Here is a 25,660-nt window from a genome sequence, read left to right as displayed (position 1 = left end):
TCGTTCCGTACCCACCCGAGGACTGACCGCATGAGCTTCACCGACCGACTCCGCCGTGAACGCCTGATCGCCATCGTCCGCGGCACCGACCCGAGGGCCGCCGAGCAGACCGTGCACACCCTCCTGGAGGAGGGCGTCGCCCTGATCGAGGTGTCCCTGACGACTCCTGACGCGGCCGGGATCATCGCCCGCTGCACGCGGGAGGCCGGTGACGCCCTCATCGGCGCCGGCACCGTCCTCACCGGCGACGACGCCCGAGCCGTCCAGCAGGCGGGAGCCGCCTTCGTCGTCACGCCCGCGCTCGCCGAGGGGAGCGTCACCGCGCACACGCTCGGCCTGCCCGTCGTCGCCGGCGCGCTCACCCCCACCGAGATCGTCCGGGCGGTCACCGAGGGCGCCACCGCCGTCAAGCTCTTCCCCGCCTCCGTCGGCGGCCCGGCCTACCTGCGCACGCTGCGCGACCCGCTGCCCGGTGTCCCGTTCGTGCCGACCGGGGGTGTGGACGCCGACGCCGCCCGCGCCTACCTGGAGGCCGGGGCGCTGGCCGTCGGCGTCGGATCACCGATCGTGGGTGACGCCCCGCGCGGCGGTGACCTGAACGCGCTGCGGGAGCGGTGCCGCTCCTTCCTCGCCGCCCTCACCGGTCACCGGGAGCGGGCATGACCGCCCAGGCCACCCCCGACGTCGTCACCCTCGGGGAGACGATGGCTGCGCTCCGGGCGTCCGGACCGCTCCGAATGGGCGGCGACCTGCGGCTCTCGGTGGCCGGGGCCGAGTCCAACGTGGCCGTCGGACTGACCCGGCTCGGACACCGGGCCCGCTGGATCGGCCGCGTCGGTGACGACGAGCTGGGCACCCTGGTCCTGCGCAGTCTGCGTGCCGAGTCCGTGGACACCACCGGCGCCCGCACCGACCCCGGCGCCCCGACCGGACTGCTGTTCTCCGAACCGCGCATCGCCGACCTGACGCGCATCCAGTACTACCGAGCGGGTTCGGCGGGCTCCCGCCTGTGCCCCGAGGACGTGCCGCTCGCCATGCTCGACGGCGCCCGGATCCTGCACGTCTCCGGCATCACCTGCGCCTTGGGGCCACGGCCGCTGGCCGCCGTGCGCGCCGCCGTCCACGCGGCCCGGGCCGCCGGAATCCTGGTCAGCCTGGACGTGAACCACCGCGCCCGACTCTGGGACGCGTCCGAGGCCGCCGACGTCCTGCGCCCGCTGGCCCGCGACGCCGACCTCGTCATCGCCTCCGACGACGAACTCGCCTTGGCCGCCGACCCCTCGGCACGCACCACCGCCGACCGGGTCCGGTCCCTGCTGTCCGGCGGGCACACCCGGGAGGTGGCCGTCAAGCTCGGCGGCGCAGGCGCCGAGCTGCACACCCCGGAAGGCCGGGAACACGCGCCCGCGCGCCGTGTCACCGTCCGCGACACCGTGGGCGCCGGGGATGCCTTCACCGCCGGCCTGCTGTCGGGTCTGCTCGACGGACTCGGCCCACGTGACCGCCTGGAACGCGCCAACACCGTGGGCGCCTTCGCCGTCGGCTCCGCAGGCGACTGGCAAGGGCTGCCCGAACGCCGCGAACTCGCCCTGCTGGAGCGGGAGGACGGCGCCACGCTGCGCTGACCGTCCCACCGCGACCCGCCATCACCCCACCGGGGACCCAGCCGTCCCGCGAGGAGGGAGGGCAGCGCAGCGCGGCGCCACAGCCCCGCCGCACCTGTCCTGTTCCTCCGGACGGGCGCGGCGGAACCGGAAGGAGACACCTGTGACCCGCCACCCGCACCGGGCGCCCGCCGCACCGGCGTTCCGCCCCTGGACCACCTCCCGACGCGAACTCGGCGAGGGCCTGCGCCACACCGGAGGCCGCCTGGTGACCGTCGACATCCTCGATGGCACCCTCACCACCCTCGACCCCGCTTTTCCCGGCGACGGGACCGTCCTGCTGCGCCTGGACGTCCCGTTGGGCGCCGTCGCACCGCTGGCCGGCCGGCCCGGCTACTGGCTGGCGGCCGCAGGCACCGGCGCCGCCGTGCTCGCCCCCGACGGCGGCCTCACCTGGCTGGCCCGCCCCGGCGCCGGTGACCCCGTGCCCAGCCGCGTCAACGACGGATGCTGCGACCCGTCCGGACGCTTCTGGTTCGGCACCATGCCCTACGGCCCGGAACGCGGCCTCGGCCGACTCCACCGGGTCGGGCACGACGGGTCAGTCACCACCGTGCTGGACGGCCTCAGCATCCCCAACGGTCCGGCGTTCACGGCCGACGGGACGGTGATGTACCTCGCCGACAGCGCCGAGGGCCGCATCGACCGCTTCCGGGTGGACCCCGACGGCGGGGAACTCCACGACCGCACCGTGCACGTCGCGTTCGCACCGGGCACCGGAAGCCCGGACGGCATGACGGTGGACGACGACGGCCGCCTCTGGGTGGCGGTCTGGGGCGCCGGCGCGGTCCACCGGTACACGCCCAACGGCGCCCTCGACGCCGTCCTGCCGCTCCCCGCGGTCCAGCCCGCGAGCCCCGCGCTCATCGACGGCACCCTGTTCGTGGCCACCGCGACGATCGGTCTTCTTCCCCCGCCCCACGGCGGCCCCGAGCAGCCACACCCCGACGGGGCCCGGCCCGACGGCGGCCACGGACACGACGGGCGAGTGCTGGCCGCCGATGTCGGAGCGTCGGCACCGCCCACACCACCGGCCGTCCTGCACCCGGGAGCCCCCGGGGTCCCATCCACCACCACCGCGCGACCGTCCGCCGACACTACTCACCGGGAGGCACCGTGAACCCGCACCCGCTCCAGGACCGCACTGCCGTCGTCACCGGCGGCGCGCAGGGCATCGGCGAGGCCGTCGTCGACGTCCTGCTGGCGGCGGGTGCCACCGTCGCCGTGCTCGACCGCGACGAGACCGCACTCGACCACGCCGCCGACCGCCACGCTGCCCACGCGGACCGGATGCTGCCGCTGGCCGTCGACATCACCGATGAGGCGGGCGTCGTCGCTGCCACCGCGTCCGTCGCCGACCGCCTCGGCCCGGCGACGCTACTGGTCAACAACGCCGGGATCAACGCCTACTTCGACCCCGCCACGATGACCTCGGCCGAGTGGGACCGAGTCTTCGCCGTCGACCTCAAGGGTGCCTGGCTCGTCGCCAAGCAACTCATCCCCGCCATGCGCGAACGCGGCACGGGCTCGATCGTCAACATCGCCTCCCTGCACGCCCGGCTCACCTCCGCCGGGTACTTCCCCTACGCCGCAGCGAAGTCCGGTCTGGTGGGGCTGACCCGGAGCCTGGCCCTCGAACTCGCTCCGCACGGGGTGCGGGTCAACGCGGTCAGCCCCGGCTGGACCCGGACGGCCCTGGTCCGCGACTACTTCGCCGCCCAACCCGATCCCGTAGCAGCCGAGGCCGAGGTGGTGGACGTGCACCCGATGCGGCGAATGTGCGAACCCCGGGACGTGGCCGAGGTCGTCGCCTTCCTGCTCGGACCGGGTGCCCGCGGCATCACCGGCGCCGAAATCCCCGTCGACGGCGGTCTCGGCGCCCGCTTCGCGGGCTGACCCGGTGCGGGTGCGGGGCGCTGCCCGGAACCCTGAGGGCGGGGCGCTCGACTCGATACCCGACGACGCCGGACCGGTCTTCGGACCAACCCTGCCGGGATGCTCCGGAGACCGGAGAGGACCCCACCACTCGGTGATCACGGCAGCCTCGCCGACACGGTCGGCCATCCCGCGCCCGGACCGGCCCAAGCGTCACACCGCCTGCCGCAGCGGCGTGGAGTCGGCGGCTGCGGGGAACACCTCAATGTCCTGGAGCCGCTTCCCGCCATCCAAGGCTGGTGCCGTGGTCCCCTGCCGGGGACTACAGGTGTATTGCGCCCCCTCCGCAGCGTGCGCGTCACACAGCACCGCGACGACACCGTCACCCAGCGGCTGTGCCCGCATCGGCCACGCGCAGTACGGGCACAGGAAGCACCAGGCCGATCGCCGACTCCGTCAGTGAGATGCAGCTGAGGGACTGGTACCGGCCGCGCGATCTGCTGCCCGGGTCGTCTCCGAGCCCGTCACCGAGTACACCCGCTTCGAGCACGCCATCACTGACGCCAACCTCCGGGCCGTCGAACAGGTCCGCTGGCTCGGTCGCCGCAGAGCATCCGTACGAGGGAGCCCGGTCACCGACCCGCCCGGCACCGGTCGCGCGAACCGCCCCCGGCCCGTAGACATGAAGGGCAGCCGCGCCCGCCGACAGGACCGGGCCGGCTGCATCACTGCCGGGAGCCATGCCAATGGCCCAGCGAGCGGCCAGGGACCGGTCGACCCCCGCAAGGCCGCAGGAGGGCCTGGGCCACCGCGATCCGCAGTAGCGTCGACTTGCCCGATCCGTTCCCGCCTGCGAATGCCACGACATCAACGGCCGGGGCCTCCACGTCCACGTCTCTCCGGATCCAATCGCCACCGCCATAGCGCTTGCTCACTGCTTGAAGACGTAACAACTGCAAGGGACAGGGCGGACGTGAGCGTCGACGGCATCGGCACGGTGAGCACACCGATCACCTGAATACCGCGAGGACCTCCACGCGCCGGGGACCGGCCCGGCGACGCGTGGAGGCCTGCCGCCCTCACAGCGGCGGACGGGTCGGGGACAGCCGCCGTGAGGAGACAGTGCCGGCCCCGTGCGGACCGGGCGGTGCGGCGTCAGCGGGTCTGCGCCGCGGAGAGGGCGCGGTACACACCGCTTTCGGACAGGGCCTTGTAGGCCTGCCGGTAGATGTCCCACAGCTCGGTGTACCGGTTGTGGCGGTCGGGATCCGGCTGGAAGATGCGGTCCACGTGGACGGTGGCGGTCACGCCCTCCTCGACGTCGTCGAACACCCCCGCTCCCACGGCGCCGAGGATCGCCGCCCCGAGTACGGCGCACTCGCCCTCGCGCAGCACGGCGGTCGGCTTGCCGTAGACGTCGGCCTGGATCTGGCACCACAGCTCGGACTTGGTGGCGCCTCCGGCGAGATGGATCTCGTTGAGTTCCAGGCCCATCGCGTCATAGCCGTCGAGGACTTCCCGGGCCTCGTAGGCCACGCCTTCCAGGACGGCACGGGCCATGTCGCCGAGGGTGTGCTTCAGGGTCAGCCCCAGGAAGCCCGCCCGGGCGTGTTCGTCGTAGTGCGGAGTCATCGACCCGGCCAGATACGGGTGGAAGACCAGCCCGTTGGCGCCGGCCGGCGAGTCCGCGGCGAGATCATTGATCACGACGTAGGGGTCGGTCTTGGTGAAGGGCTCGATGTATCGGGCCATGTAGCCGATGTTGTCGCGGAACCACCGGTAGGCGGCTCCTGCGGCGGCCTGGATCCCCTCCGCCTCCCACGCACGGTACGGGGTGGCGTGCACCGACCGGGTGATGACCCGGTTGGGGTCGTTCACCGACTCGGCGAGGAAGGCCACGGAGTTGCCCGCGGTGCCGAAGGTCAGTTCGCACAGGCCCGGCCGGATGGCGCCGGCCCCGATCCCCGCGCACTGCTGGTCACCGCCGCCCGTGGAGACGGGCAGGCCGACCGGCAGCCCGGTGCGCTGGGCCACGGAGGGCGTGACTCTTCCGACCTGGTGGCCGGAGGGGACAATCGACGGGAGCAGATCGGCGGAGATGCCCACGAAATCCAGCAGTTCCTGGCTCCAGGCGAAGCAGTCGACGTCCATCAGACCGAACAGCGACGCGTTGGAGTGGTCGACGACGTAGTCCGGCGCGTCGCTGAGTCGGCGCAGGAAGTACTCCTGGGTGCTGAGGATTCTGCTGGTGTGCCGCAGCACCTCCGGTTCGTTCTGCGCCACCCAGAGGATCTTCCCGATGGGCCAGAAGGCGCTGATCGGCAGGCCGGTGATGGCGTAGAAGCGTTCGTCGCCGATCTCCCGGCGCAGTTGGTCCAGCTGCGTGGTGTGCCGTGCGTCCTGCCAGGACAGTCCCCGGCCGTCACGCAGTATGTTGCCGTCGGCGTCGATGTACAGGTGCAGGCCGCGCTGGGTGGACAGGCCCAGGGAACGGATCTCCTGCGGATCGACTCCGGAGGTCTCCACGACGCGGCGGATGACCTCGAAGTTGGCGTCGTCCAGAAGGTGGATGTCCTGGTCGACCCACCCGGGATGCGGGTACTCGCAGCCGTACTCGCTCGTCGCCGCCGCGACGACGACGCCGGTCGTGTCGTACATCTTGGCCCGGGCGCCGGTGGTTCCGTTGTCGAGTCCGATAATGTAGCCGGCCATCATGTCCTCCTTGACATGGTCCGCGTGTCAGCTCGCGGTATCGACGGCCCACCGCAGCTGGGCAGCGAGCGAGGGGGCGGCGGGCAGCGCGGAGTCGAGAACAGCACTGCCGATGGTGAAGGCCCAGAAGTCCAGGTCGGCCAGGCGCCGGATGCGCTCCCGGCTGTCCACGGAGCCCGCGTTGACCACCTGGAGACCCGGCACCGAAGCGACCGCGTGGAGCAGGAGGTCCACGTCACCGGTGTAGCGGTAGCCCAGCAGCATGGTTCCGGTGACACCCTCGGTGGCGACGAGCTTCTCGCAGCCGGAGACGATCTCGTCGATGGTGCCCCGCAGCCGGCCGGGCTCGCTGTTGACGTCCCCGACGGTGGGGTAGTACCCGATCGTCGCACCCTCGATGACCTCAAGTACGGCGTCGGTGTGGGTGCCCCCGATGAGGATGTCCGCCCCGACCTGCAGGGCCAGGCGCGCAGCCTCACGCTCCGTCTCGGGGTCGGCGCCGACAACCTCGACCACCAGCCTGCGCCCGTCCGCGACGATGCGTTCGCCCAGCCGCGCCAGGTCGGCGAGGGAGTGGCCGACGTTCTTGAATCCGACGTAGGGCAGCTCCTCGGCGGTGAGCGAAGCGGCGACGGCGGCGTAAACCTCGTGCGCGTCCGGAATGGTGACGTCGTGCTTGGTGAGCATGAACTGGGTGATCACTTTGAACATTCTCATTTCGTTGCGGTGACAGGTGTCGGACGGTTGTCGTTGCGGTGACAGGTGTCGGACGGTTGTCGTTGCGGTGACAGGTGTCGGACTGTTGGGGAACAGGGGTCAGATCAGCGCGTGGGCGGCGAGGACGATGCTGGTCAGGGTCCAGATCGCACCGGCCGGAGGGTCGATGTGGGTGTCCCCGTGGTTCTGGATCGCCCTGGCCCAGAATTCGCCGAGCAGCCCGGCCGCGCCCCCGACCACGGCCCCCACGAGGAGAGAGCCGCTCAGATATGCCCCGGTCGCGGCCGTGAGCGTCATGTGGTGGGTGACCGGTACTCCCTTTCCCACGGCGGCGAAGCCGAGGGAGACGGCGGACACGGCGAATCCGAGTCCGACGGTGGCCGAGCCCAGTTCGGGCTGGGCCTCGGCCAGTGCGAGGGTGGCGTAGGAGGCCAGCAGGCCCGCGACCACTCCGAGGAGCGCCGCCTGCGACATGCGGCATTGGTGCGGAACCCAGGCTTCGTCGGCGGTGGGACTGAAGCGCCGGCGCAGGGTCGTGCCCTGCGGCAGATGGCCGAACAGGCCGCGGTGGCCGAAGAGCAGGCGGGCCACCACGCCCAGGACGACGACGATGAGGGCAGTCGCGTTGGTGTACTGGTTCAGGGTGCTGCCCCACAGTCCCATGATCGTTTGCCCGGCGAGGCCGAACACGCCTCCGATCAGGAGTGGGCCGGCTTTGCCGAGTTCGGCCAGGGAGAAGGCGATGTCCTTTCCGTCGGTGATGTGCTTGCGTCGCATGGCATAGGCGGCCGCGGCGGCCCCGCCCGCGAAGGCGACGTGGGGGCCGAACAGGGGGCCGTTGGCCACCACGTCCAGGAACGTGGGACTACCGCCCGCGAGGAGGATGGCGATCCCGGCGATCAGGGCCATGCCGCAGAAGATGAAAGATGCCAGTGCACCGATCGCCGCTCCGAACGCGCCGCCGGCGAACGCCGTCAACAGTGTTGGTGCGTCCATGCCCTGCCTCCACTGTATGCGTGTTGCGTTTCTGCCCGCAAGGTTGCGGATTGCGCTCACAATAGGCAAGGTCGGGCGCATTAGCAACATGTATTGCGCATAAACTTGCATGACTGTGCAGGGGGCGGAAGAGTGAGCGCATGACAACGCAGGGAAACGCAACCGACGAGACTCTCCTGAAGTCCCAGCGGCACGAACGCATCCTCGCCATGCTCAAAAGGTCGGGGCAGGTGCACGCGGGCGCACTGGGGGAATTTTTCAAGGTCTCCGCCTACACCATCCGGCGCGACCTCGACGAGCTGGCCGACGCCGGCCTGCTGCAACGCGTGCACGGTGGTGCCGTTCTCGCCTCGCACGTTCCGAAGAGCTACGAGGAGCGCAAGGGCAGTGGCGTCGGCGAGAAGACGCAGAGCGCACGCGCCGCGCTGAGTCTGATCTCCGAGGACGACGTCGTGATCATCGACGGCGGCAGCACCACCGCCGCCCTGGTGCAGGCGCTGCCCGCCGAGTACCCGGCCACCTTCATCACGCACAGCCCCTCGATCGCCAACGCACTCCTGCATCGGGCCGTCCAGGAGACCATCCTCCTCGGCGGCCGGCTCGACCCGCACTCACGCGTCGCCGTCGGCGCCCTCCCCGTCGAGGCCTACGCCAAGATCTCCGCCGACATCTGCTTCCTCGGCATCTGGGGGCTCAATATCACTCAGGGGGTCACATCGCCGTACTACGACGAGGCGCAGGTGCGCAGCGCCATGGTGGGGGCGGCCAACAAGGTCGTCGGTCTCGCCGTGGCGGACAAGCTCGGCACCGGCGGACCCTTCACCGTCGCGCCCGCGAGCGCGTTGACGCACCTCTCCGTCGAAGAGGGCGTTCCCGGCGAACTGACCCGGCCCTTCGAGGAGATCGGCATCAAGATTCTCAGGCCGGGGCCGCAGTCGTGAGGTCTCATCAGGTGAACGTCGTTCTCACCGGATTCCGGCCGAGGCGCGAGACGACCTCTTCGGTGGCCTCGGCCAGATCGTCGGCGAGCAGCGCCGACTGATCGCCACTCAGCTGATGTACCGTCAGCCGCAGATGCCTGGACGGCGCGGACCGGAGGAGGGAGAAACTGTCGCCGACGCGGGCGAGCCACCCCCGCCGCAGCAGCCGTTCGGACACGGCTTGGGCGTCCGTGTCCACCGGCACCCAGAGGTTGAGTCCGTCACCGGACCGCACGTCGATGCCGCGCGCCCGCAGCAGGTGCGCGAACCGGGCGTTGCGCTCCGCGTAATGTGTGCCGGCTCGCTCGATCAGAGCCTGCGTGGCCGGATCGGTGAGCAGGGCGGCGGCCAGACGCTGGAGCAGATGGCTGGTCCACGTGCGGCCCGGCCCGATCCGGGCCGCGAGGCGCTGCGCCGTCCTCAGGTCACTGGCGACCAGGGCGACGCGCAGATCCGGTCCGAGGAACTTCGACAGGGACCGCACCAGCGCCCACCGGGTGTGGTTCGGCGGGACGATGCTTCGGTACGGCGAGCGGGAGAGCAGGGAGAAATGGTCGTCCTCGACGATCAGAACGTGCCGGTGTCCGGCCAGGACCGAGCGCAGCTCCTCGGCGCGGGCAGCGGACAGGCCCACTCCCGTGGGATTGTGGGCGCGCGGTGTGCACACCACGGCACGCACCCCCTGGCCGAGCGCGGACTGTAGCCCCTCGGCCGTCATCCCCTCCGCGTCGACCGGCACGGGGACGGGCCGGTACCCGGCGAGACGCACAGTGTTGATGCTGGCCAGGAAGCAGGGGTCCTCCAGCGCCACGGCGTCCCCGTGCATGAGGGCCTGGGCCAGCAGTCTCTCCACCGCCTCGACGGCGCCGCCCGTCACCGTCAGGTGGGTCGCGCGGGGCTGATCGTCCTTCAGCCACGGCAGCGCCCACCGGGACAGGGCGGGATCGATCGTCGGCTCCCCGTACAGCACCGGGGGCGTCCGCGCGGGCCGGGCAGCGTCGAGGCCGGGCAGGAAGACGGGGTCCGGGTTGCCGTGGCCCACATCGCGCAGGGGGCTGTCCGTCGCGGAGCCCTCCTGGTCGACGGTGCCGACGGCTTCGGTGATCAGGGTTCCGGCCCGCCCCCGGCCGACGGCCACGCCCGCCTGGATCAGCGTCCGGTAGGCGGCCATGACCGTGTTCCTGTTGACGGCCAGCCGCTCGGCCAGCTGCCGCACGGGGGGCAGCACCGTGCCTGGGGTCAGCTCCCCCGCGTCGCTGAGCGCACGGACACTCGCCGCGATCTCGCTCGCCGTGCTCCCGGTGATCCGCATCAGCACTCCGTCGTCTTGGCATAAGCCATGCTAGCTTTTGTCCTATGCCAATGGAACCAGTGGAGCCTCCCTCTCCTTACCCGAAGGCAGAGAACGTCGCGGACTTCGTTCGCAATCTCGGCGTGGTCCGCGCCCGCATCGACGCCGCCGCCGAACGCGCCGGACGTACCGGGGGAGAGGTCCGGCTCCTGCCCGTCAGCAAGACCGTGCCCGAGGAGCGCGTCCGCCTGGCGGTCGCGGCCGGCTGCCGCGTCCTAGGGGAGAACAAGGTCCAGGAGGCGAAGCGCAAGTGGCGGAGCCTCTCCGACCTGGAGGTGTCCTGGTCGGTGATCGGTCACCTCCAGACCAACAAGGCCAAGGACGTTGCCGAGTTCGCCGCCGAGTTCCAGGCCCTCGACAGCCTGCGCGCCGCCGAGGCCCTCGACCGGCGCCTGCAGGCCGCGGGCAGGGGGCTGGACGTCTACGTCCAGGTGAACACCTCGGCGGAGGACTCCAAGTACGGCCTCCCGCCCGAGGAGTTGACCGGCTTCCTGAGGAAACTGCCGGACTTCACGGCGCTGCGCGTCCAGGGTCTGATGACCCTGGCCGTCTTCACCCCGGACACCGAACGGGTCCGTTCCTGCTTCCGCCTCCTGCGCGATCTGCGCGACCGGACCCGCGAACTCGGCCTCGTCGGACCGGGCGGACTGTCCATGGGTATGTCCGGTGACTACGAGACCGCCGTCGAGGAGGGTGCCACCGTGGTCCGCGTCGGCCAGGCGGTGTTCGGCGCCCGGCCCCTGCCGGACAGCCACTTCTGGCCCGGCGTCGCCGCGGACGGCAGCAGCGCCGTGTGAGACGGACCGCGCGGACCTCCCGGTGGTTCGCGGCGGTGCCGTGCTCATCGCGCACGACTACCGGCACCGCATCCCGTCCGACGCCTGGCGGACGACCACGGAGATGACGGGTCGACCCCGGCGGATCGGGATGTCGTCGGGATGTCACCCTTCGAGAGTGACCGCACGTGTCGCACACACGGTGGGCTTTGTCGATGACCAGGCTCCGGGGCGCCATACTGGGGTCTTGCCCTGCCGTCGTGCGGCGTGGGACAGGCGAAGGGGAAACGGCAGTGATCAACAGGGTGCGACAGTTGCGCAAGGAACGCCTCATGACCCTGGAGACGCTGGCCGAACGCGCCGGTGTCACCAAGAGCTACCTGTCCAAGGTCGAGCGCGGCCAGAGCGTCCCGTCGATCGCCATCAGCGCCTCGCTCGCCAAAGCTCTCGACGTGCCTCTCGACAACCTCTTCGCGGACGCCGGGGAACTCACTGACGTCACGGTCACCCGAGCCGGCGAACGCCAGTCGCTCACCGCTGACGACGAGGCCGGGACCCGTTACGAGGGCATAGCCCTCGAGGTCGGCACCAAGAGCATGACCCCCTTCATGCTCTACCCCCCGCACGACGCCGGGCCCGTCCCCTTCCGCGACCACCCCGGCGAGGAGTTCATTTTCGTCCACCACGGGCGGGCCGAACTCATCCTCCCCTCCCGCACCATCACCCTCGACCCGGGTGACTGCGCCTACTTCAAGGCCACTCAGCCGCACAAGGTACGCTCCCTCGGCCCGGAACGCGCCGCCGTCCTCCTCCTCGTCTCCGACGACCACGCACACGCGAACGCACCGCGTCTCCAGCTCCCCTGACCGCCGGCCGGCGCACGTAGGACACCTCCGCGTGGGCCGGGAAAAGAAGCACGCCCCGCCAGTACCGCCCCGACGGCGGCAGCCAGGGCGTCCGGCCCACCGGGTTCGACAAGACGATCTACAAGCGCAGGAACGAAGTTGAGCGGACGGTCAACGCCCTCAAGACTTTCAGGGCCGTCGCCACGCGGTATGACAAGCGCACCTACGTCTTCCGAGGTACGGTCACCGCCGCCGCGATCCGACTATGGCTCCGGAGCCAACAGGCGTTGAGCAGAAGCTGAACCGTCTCGGCTGCGGTGCCGATGCCCATAGCCACTGGAACACCAGCAGCGGCCCGTTCCAGGGCCGTGTTCACGCGTGGATGACGCAGCCAAGTCAGCAGGCGGGCCGCGAACACCGCGACCAGCGACAGCCACAGAGCCGCGATTACGGCATCGAGAACCCCGAGGACCAGGGTCAGGGCCGGCGCCGAGTGGTCATCCGGCAAGAACTGCGGGACCACAGCCACGAAGAAGATGCCCATCTTTGGCTGGAGCAGGCAGCTCACCAGCCCTTGGCGGAAGGCCCGCCCGGTGGTGGGGGGAGTCGTCGGTACCCCGGAAACTTCCGGCTGAGCCGAAGCGCGGCGACGACATGACCACGGACCCTGGACACGCAGGAAGACCAGATACGCAGCGCCCGCCAGACGGACCACCAAGAATGCCGCGACCCACCGCTGCAGGACCGCGGCCAGCCCGACAGAGGCCGCCACTGCCCAGGCCAGTGCCGCACCCATTGCGGCCGCGAGACCCGAGAAGCGGCCGCCCCGCATGCAGTTGCGGAGAACCAGGAGTGTCTCCGGCCCAGGGGCCATCGTCACCAACAGGGTGAAGAGGGCAAAGCGGCGCGGGCGACATGTTCCGTCGGCGGGAGGCGCAGGGCCCCGCCGGTCCTGGGGGCGGCATGAGGGTGACGTGCAGCGGCGTGCTCATGGCAGTGCCTCGGTCCTGACGCAACTAGTTGCGTTTGGTTTCGTATATGCACGATTCTAGGTTCATTTGCGCGCAATGCGCAACTGGGTGCACCTCTTGCGGCATGACACAAGGTGTCCTATGGTGAACAATATTTCCACGTGATGCCCTCCTCGGACGGCACCCCTCGGACGCGGGACCAGCCGACAGGCCGGGCCCCGGGACTGGAGCGAAAGAAATGGCAAAGACCCTGCGAGACTCGAAGGACGTGCTCGTCGACCGCGCTCAGCGGCAGATGAACGACCACTTCGGTGACTCGAAGCTGACCACGCGGCAGAAGCTGGCCCTGACGTGCCGCATCGCCTTCGACGGCGGACACGACTCCGGGCTCGCGGGCCAGATCAGCGCCCGCGGGCAGAAGGCCGGCACCTACTACACCCAGCGCCTGGGGCTCGGTTTCGACGAGATCACCGAGGACAACCTGCTGCTGGTCGACGAGGACCTGCAGGTCCTGGAGGGGGACGGCATGCCCAACCCCGCCAACCGGTTCCACTCCTGGATCTATCGCAGCCGCAAGGACGTGAACTGCATCGTCCACACGCACTCCCTGCACACCGCGGCGCTGGCCATGCTGGAAGTCCCCCTCGTGATCTCCCAGATGGACACCACGCCCCTGTACGACGACTGCGCCTTCCTCAAGGAGTGGCCGGGTGTCCCTGTGGGCAACGAGGAGGGTGAGATCATCTCCGCGGCCCTCGGTGACAAGCGCGCCATCCTCCTGGCCCACCACGGCCAGCTGGTCACCGGAGCCACCGTCGAGGAGGCCTGCAACCTGGCGATGCTCATCGAGCGCGCCGCCCGCCTCCAACTGCTCGCCATGGCCGCGGGGACCATCCAGACCCTCGACCCGGTTCTGGCCCGCGAGGCCCACGACTGGACCGGCACCGACCGCCGCAGCAAGGCCAACTTCGCCTACTACGCCCGCCGGGCGCTGCGCAACCACCCCGACTGCGTCTCGGGGCAGGTGGAACTCTGATGGCGAACCCGCCGCTGAGGGGCATCATCTCCTACCCCGTCACCCCCTTCGATTCCGCCACCGGCGACCTCGACCTCGTCGCGCTGCGCCGGCTCACCAACGACCTGGTGGAGGCGGGCAGCCACGGCATCGCGCCGCTGGGCAGCACGGGGGAGAGCGCCTACCTGCGCGAGAGCGAGTGGGACGCCGTATGCGAGACCACACTGCAGACGGTCGCGGGCCGGGTCCCCACCCTGGTCGGTGTCTCGCACTGGAGCACGGAGGGCGCGGTACGCCGGGCCCGTGTGGCCGCCCGCAACGGGGCCACCGCGATCATGGTGCTGCCGCAGGTGTACTGGAAGCTGACCGAGTCCGAACTCGTGCGGCACTTCAGCACGGTGGCCGCGGCGACCGACCTGCCCATGATGCTCTACAACAACCCGGGCACCAGCGGCGTGGACCTGCAGCCGGAGACGGTGGTCGCGCTCGCCCGCAAGATCCCCAACCTGACCATGGTCAAGGAGAGTTCCGGCATCGTCGCCCGGTTCCGGTCCATCCAGGACCTGTCCGACGGGGCGCTGTCGGTCTACAACGGCAACAACCCGGTCGCGCTCGAAGCCTTCCGCTCCGGTGCCGTCGGCTGGTGCACCGCATCGCCCTGCCTGGTCCCGCAGTGGGCCCTGGCGCTCCACGCCGCGGCGACCGGCGGCGAGGACGAGCGGGCCGAGGCCATCCTGGCCGAGCTCCTGCCCTTCCTCCAGTTCATCGTCGGCTACGGCCTGCCACGCGCCATCAAGGCGGGACTCGAACTGCAGAAGCGTGATGTCGGCCTGCCGCGGGCGCCTCTGCTGCCGCTGCCCGACAAGGAGACGAAGCAACTCAGCGAGATCCTCGACCGGTTGGCCTCTCACCCCCTGGTGGGTCCAGCCGCTTGAGATCCTGAGCCGCTCGCGCCGCCGACGGAGCGAGCGGCTCAGGCCCAGCCCCACTGCTTCACGGACAGACACCCCGTACGGGGGGCGGACAGCACGTCCCCCGTGCTCGCAGAGTGAAGGAAGGCCATGTCTCACGCCACTGTGACGCATCATCGACACGAAGCTCCGCATGCTGCCAAGTCGGCGCTGCTGCGCAGGACTCTGCGGCGTCACGCGGCGGGTGTCACGGTCATCACCGTGCCCGGGCCCGCGGGTTTCACCGCCACCTCCTTCAGTTCCGTTTCGCTGGATCCCGCTCTGATCTCCTTCTGCGTGGCCAGGGGTGCCTCGGTCGCGGCGGCGGTGGGCCGGGCCGACCGTTTCGCCGTCCATCTGCTGGGCGTCGACGACGCCGAGATGGCGGAGCGGTTCGCGCGCAGTGGTGTCGACCGGTTCGCGGGCATGGCCCCTCGGCACGAGCAGGACGGGCTGCCGGTCCTCACCTCGGTGCCGGCCTGGCTCACCGCCCGGGTCGTTGCCCGGTACCCCGCCGGTGACCACACCCTGGTGATCGGCGAGGTCGACGCCGGCGGCGTACGGGCGGACACCCCCGCGCTGATACGCCACAACGGTGACTACGCCACCCCCGCCCAGCTCACACCCCCGCTCCTCGCAGCATGAGAAGGGCGGGCACGTGAGAAGAGCTCTTACCTGAAGGGGTGTCCGTTGCTCGGTGCGGGCGCGGACTTGCAGGTCGCGGAGTGCTTGTGGAGGGAAGCCCACGCTGCGGGCGCTCTCGCGGGAGCTGGTGCACCGGGGGCGGTCCGGACAGGGCCGGCTCTGGCTCTTGGGGAACCGTGCCACGATCAGGGGTGCTGCGGTGGGCGAGGAGGTCGGGTAGGGGCCGTGCCGGCCCGCGCCGACCTGGCCCTGGGGGGCAGGTGGCCTGTCGGCGGTCGAAGTCGATGTGGAAGTCGTCCCGGTCGAAGCCCTCACCTCGGCGGTGCCGGCGGGTGGGGTGGCCGGTAGCGGCCCGGTGACGGTGACCTGGTGTTCGCGGGCCGCTCGTTCCAGGTGGACCAGGGAGGTGTAGCCGCCGTCGACCAGGTGCTCGGCGGGCAGCAGCCTGCGACGCGCCAGGCGAGCGTGGATGGCGGGCAGGGCCTGGCCATCGTTCGTGGCCGACCGGTAGTCGTTCAGCCGCAGCGTGCCGATGCTCGCCGGGAAGCAGGGGCCCTCGACCGCCACCAGGTCGCCCCGGGCAAGGTGGGCGTTGAGGAGACGCTCGGTGGCATCGCCCGCTCCGTGCGCCACCAGCGTCCGGAACAACTGCTCGATGCTCTCGGCGAAGTCGGTGCGGGCCCACTCGGCCAAGCCCGCATCGGCGACGGGCACGCCGTACAGGGGCTGGCGGTAGCGCCCGCCGCGGGCCGCGGCCAGGATGCCGGGCGGCAGTCCTGGACTGCCCGCGATGTCTCCCGCTGTCGAACCGCTGATGCCCACGCGATCACCTCCACCTGTCCCATGTCAAATTGGCGCACCAGCAGGGCTGGCCGGAGTGCCGCGACGGCGCCACCGGGGCCCGGGGCGCTCCCGTCACCGCACCGTCGGCGCGAGGCGGCAGCCCGGACGCCCGGCTCCGCCCGGGGCGGAGCCCGCCGGACGCCGGACCGGCGAGGGCATTGACAACGGAGCCGCACTCTCCTCATAGTCTCCCTATCGATCGATAGGGAGGGTTCATGGAAGAGCCCATAGACCAGAGCGACACCCGTCTGAAAGAGCTCGGCTACCAGCAGCAGCTGCGACGGGGACTGGGTATGTGGTCCACATTCTCAATCGGAGTGACCACGGTCGCGCCCGTCGTCGGGCTGTATGCAGTCTTCTCGCTCGGCTCCGTCCTGGCCGGCCCCGCATGGCTGTGGGTCCTGCTCGCCTGCCTCGTCGCACAACTGCTGGTGGCCGTCGTGTACGCGGAACTGGCCTCGGAGTTCCCGGTGGCCGGTGGCCCCTACCAATGGGTACGACAACTGGTAGGGCCACGCGCCGCCTGGTTCACCGGCGCCATCTACATCTCAGCGGTGACCGCAGCACTGACCACGGTGGCCTACCTGGCCGCACCTTGGGTGGGCCTGCTGTTCACCGGCCGCGAGCCGCACGGCCTGACCCGCTACGTCGTCTCGGTCGGCCTGCTGGCCTTCGCCCTGGTCATCAACGCTTCAGGCGTCAAAGTGATGCGGGTCGTGGTGACGATGGGACTCGCCGCGGAGATCGTCGGCTCCGTCGCCGTCGGGCTGGCCCTGCTGCTCTTCTTCCGCGTGCACGACGTCTCCGTGCTGTTCGAAACGCTCGGGGCCCCGGCCTCTTCCGGCCTCTCCACCACAGCCGCCGTCGTCACCACCTTCGCCGTCTGCGGATGGGCCTTCGTCGGCTTCGACGCCAGCGCCTCGGTCGCCGAGGAGACCACAGGAGCGGGCGCAAACGTACCGCGCGCCATCATCCGGGCCACCGCCGCAGTGGGCGCAGCGGTCGTACTGGTCGCCATCGCGGTCACGCTCGCCACCCAGAATCTGAGCGCCGTCGTCCACGGCGAGGTGCCCGATCCCGTCACACCGACAGTCATCGGCTCGTTCGGATCCTGGTCGGAGAAGCCGTTCCTGGCCGTCGTCGTGGTGACGTTCCTGGTCTGTCTGGTCTCGATGCAGGCGTACCTGGGCCGCGTCACCTTCGGGCTGGCCCGGGACAACATGCTGCCCGCATCGCATGCACTGGCCGCCGTCACCGGCCGCAGCCAGGTGCCCCTCACGGCCATGGCCGTCACCAGCGCCGCCGCCTCGGCCGGGCTGCTGCTCGGCCTGAACGACGGAGCGATCGGCACCATGATCACCTTCGGTACCGGAGGGCTGTACATCACCTTCCTCCTCGTGGTCACCGCCGCCCTGTTCGCGCGCCTCACCGGCCGCTGGTTGCCGGCTGGAACCCTCAGACTCGGCCGCAGAGGGCTGGTCATCAACATTCTGGCCTTCTGCTGGATCGCGTTCGAGACCGTGAACATCGCCTGGCCCCGTACCACCCTCGCTCCGCCCGGAGCACCCGCCTGGCAGGTCTGGGCGGTCGTCTGGGTCTTCGCGGTCCTGGCCGCACTCGCCGGCCTCTACCTGGTGATCGCCCGCCCGCACCGCGGTGCAGGCACAGAGGGAACGTCATGAAGGACATCGGCATTCTCGGAGCGGGCGGCCTGGTCCTGCTCGTCATAGGCGGCTGGTCGGGGCTCCTCCTCTACGTCTCGCTCGCCAAGCCGAAGGGCTGGGCCCGCATCAAGGAGTGGCCCCGGCTGCGGCAGGGCCATGTCGACGCCCTGATCATCGGTGCCGTTCTCATCGCGGCCGACGCACTCGTCACCGTCGACCCCGTCACCTCCCTCGTGCTGCTGGCATCCGGCTACTACACCGCGATCTCCACCGGAGCACTCGCATGGTGGCCGGACTTCCCCCAACGCACCCGCTGGGTCTCCCGCCTCGACCTCATCTCCCTCACCGCCTTCGCCGCCTCCTGGACCTGGGTCGCGGTGCGCACCATCGCCAGCCTGTAAGGAGCCACTGCCCATGCCCCGCATCTGCATCGTCCAGCAGCCCCCTCACCTTCTCGACCTCGACGCCGGCACCGAAGCCGCCGTACGGTACATCGCCCAAGCAGCAGAACTCGGCGCGGACCTCGCCGTCTTCCCGGAGACCTGGCTCGGCGGCTACCCCGCCTGGGTGTTCGGCCTCGCCGGCTGGGACGACGGCGAGGCCCGGCAATGGTTCCAGCGGCTGGCCGCAGCCGGCGCCACCGCCGCGGGCGACCACATGCAGGCCCTGTGCCGCGCCGCAGCCACTCATGGCATCAACGTGGTGATGGGCTTCAACGAACGGCGCGGACCCCACTCGGCCAGCCTCTTCAACAGCTCCGCCACCATCAGCTCCCAAGGCGAACTCCTCGGCGTGCACCGCAAACTGCTCCCCACCCACACCGAACGCCTGGTGTGGACCCCGGGAGACGCCGACGGCCTGCGCGCGCACGACACTTCGGCGGGCAGGATCGGCAGCCTGGTCTGCTGGGAGCACTGGCACCCCCTCGCACGCCATGCACTGCACCACAGCGACGAACAGATCCACGTAGCGCTATGGCCCGACATGCCTGAAGCCCACCGTCTCGCCTCACGCTCCTACGCCTTCGAGGGACGCTGTTTCGTGGTCAATGCAGCAACCTGGCTGCCGGTGACGGACGTACCGCCCGAGATCCGGGACGCATACGCTCAAGGGATCGGCGCGGACGCCGACAGCGAGGCATTCTTCCCGGGCGGCTCAAGCGTCGCCGGACCGGACGGCCAGTGGCACACCGAGCCCGTCCTCGGCCGGGCCATGATCCTCGCCGACATCGACCTCGACGAAACCATCGCCTACAAGCACGACCTCGACGTAACCGGTCACTACGACAGGCCCGACATCTTCCAATGGTCGATCCGGAACACACGGATAAGCTGAGGGGATGCCCCGCGACGAAAAGACCACCAGTGGCTCCCCCGGCACCCGCCAGCGCATCCTCCTGGAAGCGGCGCTCCTGTTCCACCGCCACGGATACCGGGGCACCTCCACCCGGCAGATCGCCGAAGCCGTGGGCATCAAACAGCCCTCGCTCTTCCACTACTTCCGCAGCAAGCAGTCGATCCTGGAAGAACTGCTGTCGATCAGCCTCGATGCATCGCTCGGCGCCGCCCAGCACGCAGCCAGTGCAGAAGGACCGGCCGCACTACGCCTGTACGACTATGTACGATGGGACCTCACAAACCTGCACAAACTGCCCTTCGTGCTCTCCGGGATCTACACACACGAGGTACTGCAAGACCCCGACCTCGCCCCCTGGGGCGCCAAACTGAAGGCACTTTACGCAGCCCTTTGCAGCCTCATGGACCAAGGCGTACGCAGCGGAGAGTTCCGCCCCGTCAGCCCCAGCCTCGGCCAGGCCATGATTGCCGGGGTGACCATCTCCCACATCGGCTACGCGGCCGAACACACAGGCGATGACCCCGACGAACTCGGTGTGGCAGGAGCCCAGTTCATCCTCGGCGGGCTGATGCGTGACCCAGGATCGCTGGACCGCCTGCTGGCGGACCGGAAGTCTCAGTCCGAACCCACCGCGCAGACACCTCCGGCCCCTCACGAAACTGACTCCTGACCACTCCCTATCCAGGTCGACCGACACCGTCTTGCCACTGGTGCCGATCCCGCTGACCGGCGCGGACTACGGGATCTTCACCACCAGCTCGCGCACCTTGAGGTCCCTGAAGGCGGCCTGCTCGCGGGTCGGGTCGGTGATGCGACCCCTGCATTGCGGGCAGTCTTCGGGAACGGGGTCAGTGCAGGGGTAGGGGCGTGGGAGTCTCTGACGGATGAAGTCCGCAGCCGATTTCGCCATGAACTCCAGCGCCGCCTGGCGGCCGTGGGCTTCCTGGAGCATGACGGCGGTGCAGACGGTGATGACGTGGATCTGTTCGGCCGGCGGCAGGCTTTCCAGCGCGGGGTTCAGCCCGGTGCCGGCGGTGAGGGCCTCGCGCACGGCGTTCGTGAGCGTGAACTCGAACTCCGGCGGCACCACCGCGAGAGCTGGTCCAGCGCGGCCACGGACATCGGCGGCTCGCCCAGGTCGGCGGAGATCATGTCGTGCTCGCAGGACTGCCAGCATGCCACCCGGTCCAGCGCGTCCTGGTCCAGGGCGTCCTGGTCCAGGGCGTCGAGGCCGGCCGCGACCAGGCCTCGGTCGCCGGCGAGGTAGACGACGGTCGGGTCCGTGCCCCGCCACATTGCCTCCACCATCAGCGCCCGCTCATCCCCTGCCGTCATCGCTGTCATGACCACCCTTGTAGCGGACCCGCGCGGGAAGCGAGACGGACTCCGGGCCGGCTCCGCACGATGCGGTGCCCACGGCTACCACTCCGGTCGGGGAGGCTCCCGGTCCGGCGCGGGCTGGCCGTCGAGGACAACGGGCTCCTTCAGTGGCCTCATGGAATGACCGTATCGTGGCCCTTATCAAGGATCCACGCGGTGCCTAGAGTGCCGCATCAGGCAACGTTCGCCCCGTCGCGACGTCCGGCACGCCCTCTCGCTGCACCGGCCGAAAACCCGAGTACGTCCAGTACGAGGGTTTCTGGCCGGCACACCGAGAGCACGCACCGGACGCGCTCCTTGACGGGCACACGTTGCCGGGAGCGGCACTAGCCTGGCAAGGACCGGCACACACCAGGAGAAAAGCATGTCCGCACGTCTCAACGAATACGGCCAGCCCATCGGCCACCCTCTGCCCGACTGGACAGTGCGTCCCGTGCCCGCCCGGGTCACCCTTGAGGGCCGCTTCTGCCGGGTGGTTCCCCTGGACGCGGACCGCCACGCCGACGACCTGCACTCGGCCTATGCTCTCGCGGCGGACGGCAGGGACTGGACCTACATGACGGCCAGTGCCTTCGAGACCCTGGCCGACTACCGCAGCTACGTGACGACGACGACACAGGTGGACGACCCCCTGCAGTACGCGGTCGTCGACGTGCGCACCGGCAAGGCCGTGGGCACCCTCGCCCTGATGCACCAAGATCCGTCCAACGGCGTCGTCGAGGTCGGCAGCGTGGCCTTCTCACCTTTGCTGAAGCAGACTCAGATATCCACGGAGGCCCAGTTCCTGCTCCTGTCCTACGTCTTCGACGAACTCGGCTACCGCCGCTACGAGTGGAAGTGCGACAGCCTCAACGCGCCTTCGCGAAAGGCGGCCCTGCGGCTGGGCTTCACGTTCGAAGGGATCTTCCGCCAGGCCGTGGTCTACAAGGGCCGCAGCCGCGACACCGCCTGGTACTCCGTCATCGACTCCGAGTGGCCGCACGTCGGCAAGGCGTTGCGGGAATGGCTCTCGCCCGACAACTTCGACGTGGAAGGCCGACAGAAGCGGTCCCTGTCCGTCGTCCGTGTGTCCGTCGAGGAATCGGGACGCTGACGGTCCGGCGCCGCACGCCGCACGCCGCACGCCGCACGCCGCACGCCGCACGCCGTGCGCCGTGCGTCGGGCGGCAGTGTCGGTCAGTTCACCCACCCGGCGGCATCCTCGCTCTCGGGCGTCCTGGAGCGCACGGCGCCGAGCTCTGCCGGGCGGAACCCGGAGGCCGTCCGTTACCCCAGCACCGATCGGAAGGTGCGCTCGCCGATGCCGCGCATCAGCGGGTTGTCAGCCGAGCGTGAAAGGAACACCAGGACAGTGCGAGCGCCCACCCGCGAGCCCGCTCCCAGGTTCCGTCGTCCGCGCCGCCGTACGCCCATCGAAGGACGGCGCGCTGCTCCTCCGTGAACAGCATCCAGGCAGCTCGCCCCAGCCATGGGAGGCGAAGAGCGCGGTGGTCGCAGCGGCGCCGAGGGGGGAGCCGAGCGAGTAGAAGACCATGTGGCTACCGATGACGCTGCTGATGCGTTCCGGGTGGGTGGTAGTGAGCGCGTGCTGGTTGCTCACGTGCACGGCCCGCACCGCCGAGTCGAGGGCCACGATGCCGATGGAGAGGAGCCACAACACCCACGTCAGCTGCCCGATCGCCGCCCACGAGAGGAACAGCAGGCCGAGCGCGAGACCGCTGACCTGGATCACCCGCCCCGCGTCGGCCCACCGTCCGGCGCGCGCCGCGCCGAGTGCGCCGGCCCGGAGTCTTCCGGAACGGCCGGCCCACGCGGCGGTCCGTGTCCGAGGTCCAGGACTCCGGCAGGTACAGCTCCCGGTCCATCCGACGCGCCATCACGGATACCAGCACCCAACGCCTGCATGCCCTTGTCGCCGGGGCGGATGCCGCCTGTTGAGGCGGCCGACAGCTGTTTGGTGGCGAGTTCGCGGTACAGCTCGTCGTCCATCAACGCGCGGTGCGTGCCCACGGCCCGGACCTTGCCATGTTCGAGGACGATGATTTGGTCGGCCTCGACCACGGTGGACAGCCGGTGCGCGATGAGCAGCACCGTGCAGTGCCGGGCCAAGCCGGTGACCAGTTCGCCGAGAGCCTGTTCGTTGCGCGCATCGAGCTGTGCCGTGGCCTCGTCCAGGAGGAGCACCTCCGGTCGGCGCAGCAGGGCCCGTGCGATGGCCAGCCGCTGACGCTCACCACCGGAGAGCGTGACGCCCCTGGCTCCGACCGCTGTGTCCAGGCCCTTCTCCAACCGGGTCACCAGGCCGTCGAGCCGCGTGGCCCGTAGGACCTCGGCGATGTCCTCATCGGTGGCATCCGGCGCCGCGTACAGCAGGTTGTCACGGAGGGTGCCGGAGAGAGCGGGGGCGTCCTGTTCGACGTAGGCGATCCGGCGGCGTACCTCGGCGCGGGGGAGGGACGCGATGTCCTGCCCTCCGATACGGAGGCACCCTGCGGCGGGTTCGTAGAACCGCTGCAGCAGTGAGAACAGCGTGGTCTTCCCGGCGCCCGACAGGCCGACCAGTGCGCTTTGGGTACCACCGAGGACGGTGAAGCTCACACCGCGCAGCACCGGGGGCCGGTCGGCGTAGGCGAAATCCACACCGTCCACCTCGACCGTCGGGGGCGGGCCGGACGCGGTGCAGGCGGCGAGCGCCGAGTCGATGTCTTCCTCCACGGGCATGACCGTGACGTGTTCTATGCGGCCGATGGCACCCAGGCCCTGCTGGAGTATCCCTGCCCCGCCGACCAATGAGGCAATGGGGCTCGCCAGGAAGAACACGTACAGCAGGAAGGCGATGAGCTCGGAGGCGTTCATGGTGCCGTTGGCGACCAGCATCCCACCGAACCCGAGCACCACCAGGAACGCCGTCTGGATGGACGCGCCGCCGAGCATGGTGATGACCGCGCTGTAGCGCGCGCCGGTCAGGCCCGCGCGATAGGCGTCCTCCACGGCGTCCTGGGCCGCTTGCGTCTCGCGGCCCTCGGCGCCGTTGGCCTTGACCGTGCGGGTTGCCCCGAGCGAGCGGTCCAGGAGGGAACCGACGACACCGACCGCGTCCTGCTCGCGTGCCACAGCCTGCCGGATCCGGGGCAGCACCACGGTCATCACGACCCCGACGAGCGCGAGGACCAGCACCGTCGCCGCCAGCAACCCGAGGTGCAGCGTGGCCATCATCACCAGGGCCGCGACGAACGTCAGCAGCCCGTTGACCGACATGATCAGGCCCTCGGTGGCGGCGCTCTTGAGCAGAGTGCTGTCCGAAGTGACGCGTGCGATGAGGTCACCGGGCGGGCGCCGGTCGATCTCGGGAACTCGGAGCCGGATCAGCCGGTGCACCAGGGCGCGGCGGACCTGACGGACCACGCGCTCGGAGGTGCGCTGCTGAAGCCACGCGTTCGCTCCGGTCAGCAGCGCGCCCGCGACAAGCAGTGCCGCCAGCACGGTGATCGGCTGCACGACGCTCCCGCCCGTGGCGAGCCGGTCCAGGATGTTCTGGGCGAACTTCGGCTGGACCAGGCCGGAAACGCTGGCCAGCAGGCTCAGCACGAGGGACAGCGTCAGGGTGCGCCAGTGGGGCCGGGCGTAGCCGAGGAGCGAGCCGAAGCTACCCGAAGCCCTGTCGTCGGATGGGGTGCCGGTCGTCATCGGGCGCCCGCTCTCTTCTGTTTCCGTCCGCTCCCGTGGCCTGCGGATGGTGATGTGGCCTGTGGCAGGAGCCCTTCGAGACGGTCGGCCGCGGCCACGCTGCCGCCCGCCGCCCGGAACGAACGGCCGATCGCACGCGCCGCGTCACGATATCCGGCGGCCTCGTCCAGGACGGTGCCGACGGCGGCGGCGATCCGCCCCGCGTCGGCACGGCCGAAGCGCAACCGGACGCCCGCGCCCGCGGCGGTGACCTGGCTCGCGACAATGGGCTGGTCGTCCCTGATGGGGGCGACCACCAGGGGGACACCGTTCCACAACGCCTCGCAGACGGTGTTGTGCCCGGCGTGGCAGACGACGGCGTCCACGTGGGCGAGCAAAGGCAGTTGCGGCACGTGCGGGCGCAGCAGGATGTTCTCACCTGCTGCGGCAACGCTGTGGGCGGGGTCGACGACGACGGCGCGTACTTTGGGCAGGCCGGACAGCGCCTGGACCGCGGCGTTCAGGAACGGGCCGCCGGCTTCCGCGTTGGCGGTGCCCAGGCTGACGAGGACGGTGCGCTCGGTCCCTTCCAGCCATTCCCAGGGGAAGTCGGCCGGCGCCGGGCGGTCGGTGAGGGACGGGCCCACCAGCCACACGTGTTCGGGGAGTGCGACCGGGCCGAGCAGGGCTCTGGTGGTGTAGGCGAGGACGCCGTACGGGGACATCCTCGGGTCGGCAGCGCCCTTGCCGTCCGCGATCCGGCCACGCAGCGCCTCGACGAGGTCGTCCAGCCAGGCCGCCACCTTGGGCATGCCCGCGAGCGGGTCGACCAGTTCGGCCGAGGTGGTGGCGGAGGTGACCCAGGTCAGGCCGAGCGACTCGGCGACAATGCCGCCCGCGATGGTCTGCTGGTCGGCGATCACGACGTCCGGGCGGAATTCCTCGATGGCCGTGCGTATTCCGGGGGCCATGTGGTCGGCGAGCGGGATCAGGAAGCGCTCCCACAGGAACTGGAAGGCCGCGGGGCCTTTCAGGTGACCCGTCCGGCCCACGATCTCCCCGGCGTTGTCCGGTTTCGGGTCGGGCGGCACACAAGGGAACACATGCGCGTCGGGTCCGGCCAGGCGGTGCACCAGGTCGGCAGGTCCGGCCCAGGCGATTTCGTGGCCACGCGCGGCGAGCACGGCTGCGGTGCCGACCGCCGGGTTGACGTGGCCGACCAGGGGCGGGACGACGAACAGGAACCGGCTCATG

General features: G+C 70.4%; 24 protein-coding genes and 3 pseudogenes. 17 read left to right on the top strand and 10 right to left on the bottom strand.

All coding sequences use genetic code 11. The annotated features are described in order from the left end of the window. Positions 1-30 precede the first annotated feature (30 nt). The 5 genes and pseudogenes from ACIHCL_RS30875 to ACIHCL_RS30855 form a co-directional block, all read left to right on the top strand. Entirely contained in the window at positions 31-663 is a 633-nt protein-coding gene (locus ACIHCL_RS30875; RefSeq protein WP_399867134.1) for a bifunctional 4-hydroxy-2-oxoglutarate aldolase/2-dehydro-3-deoxy-phosphogluconate aldolase, read from the top strand. Then, positions 660-1,625 carry a sugar kinase gene (locus ACIHCL_RS30870; RefSeq protein WP_399867133.1) on the top strand — a complete coding sequence of 322 codons (966 nt, stop codon included), beginning with the start codon at positions 660-662 and terminating at the stop codon, positions 1,623-1,625. Before ACIHCL_RS30875 ends, ACIHCL_RS30870 begins: the two co-directional genes overlap by 4 nt. Positions 1,626-1,767: 142 nt before the next feature. Beyond that, complete coding sequence (locus tag ACIHCL_RS30865) at positions 1,768-2,784, top strand: SMP-30/gluconolactonase/LRE family protein (protein WP_399867130.1); 1,017 nt, start codon at positions 1,768-1,770, stop codon at positions 2,782-2,784. Then, the gene (locus ACIHCL_RS30860) at positions 2,781-3,560 is read left to right on the top strand and encodes an SDR family NAD(P)-dependent oxidoreductase (RefSeq protein ID WP_399867129.1); all 780 of its coding nucleotides are present in this window, start codon (positions 2,781-2,783) and stop codon (positions 3,558-3,560) included. Before ACIHCL_RS30865 ends, ACIHCL_RS30860 begins: the two co-directional genes overlap by 4 nt. 481 nt (positions 3,561-4,041) lie before the next feature. Next, positions 4,042-4,179 (top strand): annotated as a pseudogene (locus ACIHCL_RS30855) (DUF6879 family protein); the annotation flags it as partial. 515 nt (positions 4,180-4,694) lie between these two features. Here the strand turns inward: ACIHCL_RS30855 and ACIHCL_RS30850 are convergent. The 3 genes from ACIHCL_RS30850 to ACIHCL_RS30840 all read right to left on the bottom strand — a co-directional run bounded on the left by ACIHCL_RS30850 (position 4,695) and on the right by ACIHCL_RS30840 (position 7,964). Then, the gene (locus ACIHCL_RS30850; RefSeq protein WP_399867127.1) at positions 4,695-6,251 is read right to left on the bottom strand and encodes an FGGY-family carbohydrate kinase; all 1,557 of its coding nucleotides are present in this window, start codon (positions 6,249-6,251) and stop codon (positions 4,695-4,697) included. A 27-nt stretch (positions 6,252-6,278) separates the two neighbouring features. Continuing rightward, entirely contained in the window at positions 6,279-6,968 is a 690-nt protein-coding gene (locus ACIHCL_RS30845) for a hypothetical protein (protein WP_399867125.1), read from the bottom strand. 99 nt (positions 6,969-7,067) lie between these two features. Further along, positions 7,068-7,964 (bottom strand): hypothetical protein, encoded by an 897-nt coding sequence (locus tag ACIHCL_RS30840; protein WP_399867123.1) that lies wholly within the window; start codon positions 7,962-7,964, stop codon positions 7,068-7,070. A 140-nt stretch (positions 7,965-8,104) separates the two neighbouring features. Between ACIHCL_RS30840 and ACIHCL_RS30835 the strand changes: the two genes are divergently transcribed. Then, the gene (locus ACIHCL_RS30835; protein WP_399867121.1) at positions 8,105-8,905 is read left to right on the top strand and encodes a DeoR/GlpR family DNA-binding transcription regulator; all 801 of its coding nucleotides are present in this window, start codon (positions 8,105-8,107) and stop codon (positions 8,903-8,905) included. A 7-nt stretch (positions 8,906-8,912) separates the two neighbouring features. Here the strand turns inward: ACIHCL_RS30835 and ACIHCL_RS30830 are convergent, their stop codons facing one another. Beyond that, the gene (locus ACIHCL_RS30830) at positions 8,913-10,256 is read right to left on the bottom strand and encodes an aminotransferase class I/II-fold pyridoxal phosphate-dependent enzyme (RefSeq protein ID WP_399867118.1); all 1,344 of its coding nucleotides are present in this window, start codon (positions 10,254-10,256) and stop codon (positions 8,913-8,915) included. Between the two features lie 44 nt (positions 10,257-10,300). Here ACIHCL_RS30830 and ACIHCL_RS30825 point away from each other — a divergent pair, with 44 nt between their 5' ends. The 3 genes and pseudogenes from ACIHCL_RS30825 to ACIHCL_RS30815 all read left to right on the top strand — a co-directional run. Next, positions 10,301-11,092 (top strand): YggS family pyridoxal phosphate-dependent enzyme, encoded by a 792-nt coding sequence (locus tag ACIHCL_RS30825; protein ID WP_399867115.1) that lies wholly within the window; start codon positions 10,301-10,303, stop codon positions 11,090-11,092. 239 nt (positions 11,093-11,331) lie between these two features. Next, on the top strand, positions 11,332-11,937 hold the full coding sequence (locus ACIHCL_RS30820; RefSeq protein WP_399867113.1) for a helix-turn-helix domain-containing protein: 606 nt from the start codon (positions 11,332-11,334) through the stop codon (positions 11,935-11,937). A gap of 83 nt (positions 11,938-12,020) precedes the next feature. Further along, a pseudogene (locus tag ACIHCL_RS30815) lies at positions 12,021-12,218 on the top strand (IS5/IS1182 family transposase); the annotation flags it as partial. Here ACIHCL_RS30815 and ACIHCL_RS30810 read toward each other — a convergent pair. After that, positions 12,140-12,790: a LysE family translocator gene (locus tag ACIHCL_RS30810; protein WP_399867174.1), complete on the bottom strand. Its 651-nt coding sequence runs from the start codon at positions 12,788-12,790 to the stop codon at positions 12,140-12,142. The pseudogene ACIHCL_RS30815 and the gene ACIHCL_RS30810 sit on opposite strands and share 79 nt — an antisense overlap. A gap of 335 nt (positions 12,791-13,125) precedes the next feature. Between ACIHCL_RS30810 and ACIHCL_RS30805 the strand changes: the two genes are divergently transcribed. The 7 genes from ACIHCL_RS30805 (at position 13,126) to ACIHCL_RS30775 (ending at position 20,030) form a co-directional block, all read left to right on the top strand. Then, positions 13,126-13,923, top strand: a complete 798-nt coding sequence (locus tag ACIHCL_RS30805; protein WP_391674971.1) for an aldolase — start codon at positions 13,126-13,128, stop codon at positions 13,921-13,923. Then, positions 13,923-14,837: a dihydrodipicolinate synthase family protein gene (locus ACIHCL_RS30800; RefSeq protein ID WP_399867110.1), complete on the top strand. Its 915-nt coding sequence runs from the start codon at positions 13,923-13,925 to the stop codon at positions 14,835-14,837. The genes ACIHCL_RS30805 and ACIHCL_RS30800 overlap by 1 nt, the downstream gene beginning before the upstream one ends. A 126-nt stretch (positions 14,838-14,963) precedes the next feature. Beyond that, positions 14,964-15,497 carry a flavin reductase family protein gene (locus tag ACIHCL_RS30795; RefSeq protein ID WP_399867108.1) on the top strand — a complete coding sequence of 178 codons (534 nt, stop codon included), beginning with the start codon at positions 14,964-14,966 and terminating at the stop codon, positions 15,495-15,497. A gap of 1,058 nt (positions 15,498-16,555) precedes the next feature. Next, positions 16,556-18,022: an APC family permease gene (locus ACIHCL_RS30790; protein WP_399867107.1), complete on the top strand. Its 1,467-nt coding sequence runs from the start codon at positions 16,556-16,558 to the stop codon at positions 18,020-18,022. Beyond that, a complete protein-coding gene (locus ACIHCL_RS30785) occupies positions 18,019-18,405 on the top strand; it encodes a hypothetical protein (RefSeq protein ID WP_399867105.1) in 387 nt (128 codons plus the stop codon). Before ACIHCL_RS30790 ends, ACIHCL_RS30785 begins: the two co-directional genes overlap by 4 nt. Positions 18,406-18,418: 13 nt before the next feature. After that, entirely contained in the window at positions 18,419-19,339 is a 921-nt protein-coding gene (locus ACIHCL_RS30780) for a carbon-nitrogen hydrolase family protein (protein WP_399867102.1), read from the top strand. A 4-nt stretch (positions 19,340-19,343) separates the two neighbouring features. Further along, positions 19,344-20,030, top strand: coding sequence for a TetR/AcrR family transcriptional regulator (locus ACIHCL_RS30775; RefSeq protein WP_399867100.1), 687 nt, complete (start codon positions 19,344-19,346; stop codon positions 20,028-20,030). A 66-nt stretch (positions 20,031-20,096) separates the two neighbouring features. On the opposite strand, the gene ACIHCL_RS30770 is transcribed toward ACIHCL_RS30775, so the two are convergent. Together ACIHCL_RS30770 and ACIHCL_RS30765 are read right to left on the bottom strand one after the other, a co-directional pair. Continuing rightward, positions 20,097-20,450, bottom strand: coding sequence for a hypothetical protein (locus tag ACIHCL_RS30770; RefSeq protein WP_399867097.1), 354 nt, complete (start codon positions 20,448-20,450; stop codon positions 20,097-20,099). Beyond that, positions 20,378-20,704 carry a hypothetical protein gene (locus ACIHCL_RS30765; RefSeq protein ID WP_399867094.1) on the bottom strand — a complete coding sequence of 109 codons (327 nt, stop codon included), beginning with the start codon at positions 20,702-20,704 and terminating at the stop codon, positions 20,378-20,380. The genes ACIHCL_RS30770 and ACIHCL_RS30765 overlap by 73 nt, the downstream gene beginning before the upstream one ends. Before the next feature lie 400 nt (positions 20,705-21,104). On the opposite strand from ACIHCL_RS30765, the gene ACIHCL_RS30760 reads away from it, so the two are divergent. Then, positions 21,105-21,833, top strand: a complete 729-nt coding sequence (locus tag ACIHCL_RS30760) for a GNAT family N-acetyltransferase (RefSeq protein WP_399867092.1) — start codon at positions 21,105-21,107, stop codon at positions 21,831-21,833. 228 nt (positions 21,834-22,061) lie between these two features. On the opposite strand, the pseudogene ACIHCL_RS30755 reads toward ACIHCL_RS30760, so the two are convergent. From ACIHCL_RS30755 to ACIHCL_RS30745, 3 genes and pseudogenes are all read right to left on the bottom strand, one after another. Then, positions 22,062-22,523 (bottom strand): annotated as a pseudogene (locus ACIHCL_RS30755) (MFS transporter); the annotation flags it as partial. After that, a complete protein-coding gene (locus ACIHCL_RS30750; RefSeq protein ID WP_399867090.1) occupies positions 22,469-24,427 on the bottom strand; it encodes an ABC transporter ATP-binding protein in 1,959 nt (652 codons plus the stop codon). The gene ACIHCL_RS30750 and the pseudogene ACIHCL_RS30755, both read right to left, overlap by 55 nt. Beyond that, positions 24,424-25,659, bottom strand: coding sequence for a glycosyltransferase (locus ACIHCL_RS30745; protein ID WP_399867088.1), 1,236 nt, complete (start codon positions 25,657-25,659; stop codon positions 24,424-24,426). Before ACIHCL_RS30745 ends, ACIHCL_RS30750 begins: the two co-directional genes overlap by 4 nt. Position 25,660 lies beyond the last annotated feature (1 nt).

It is taken from the genome of Streptomyces sp. NPDC052042, assembly GCF_044548345.1.
Classification (GTDB): Bacteria; Actinomycetota; Actinomycetes; order Streptomycetales; family Streptomycetaceae; genus Streptomyces.
This window is presented reverse-complemented; position numbering and strand designations above follow the sequence as displayed.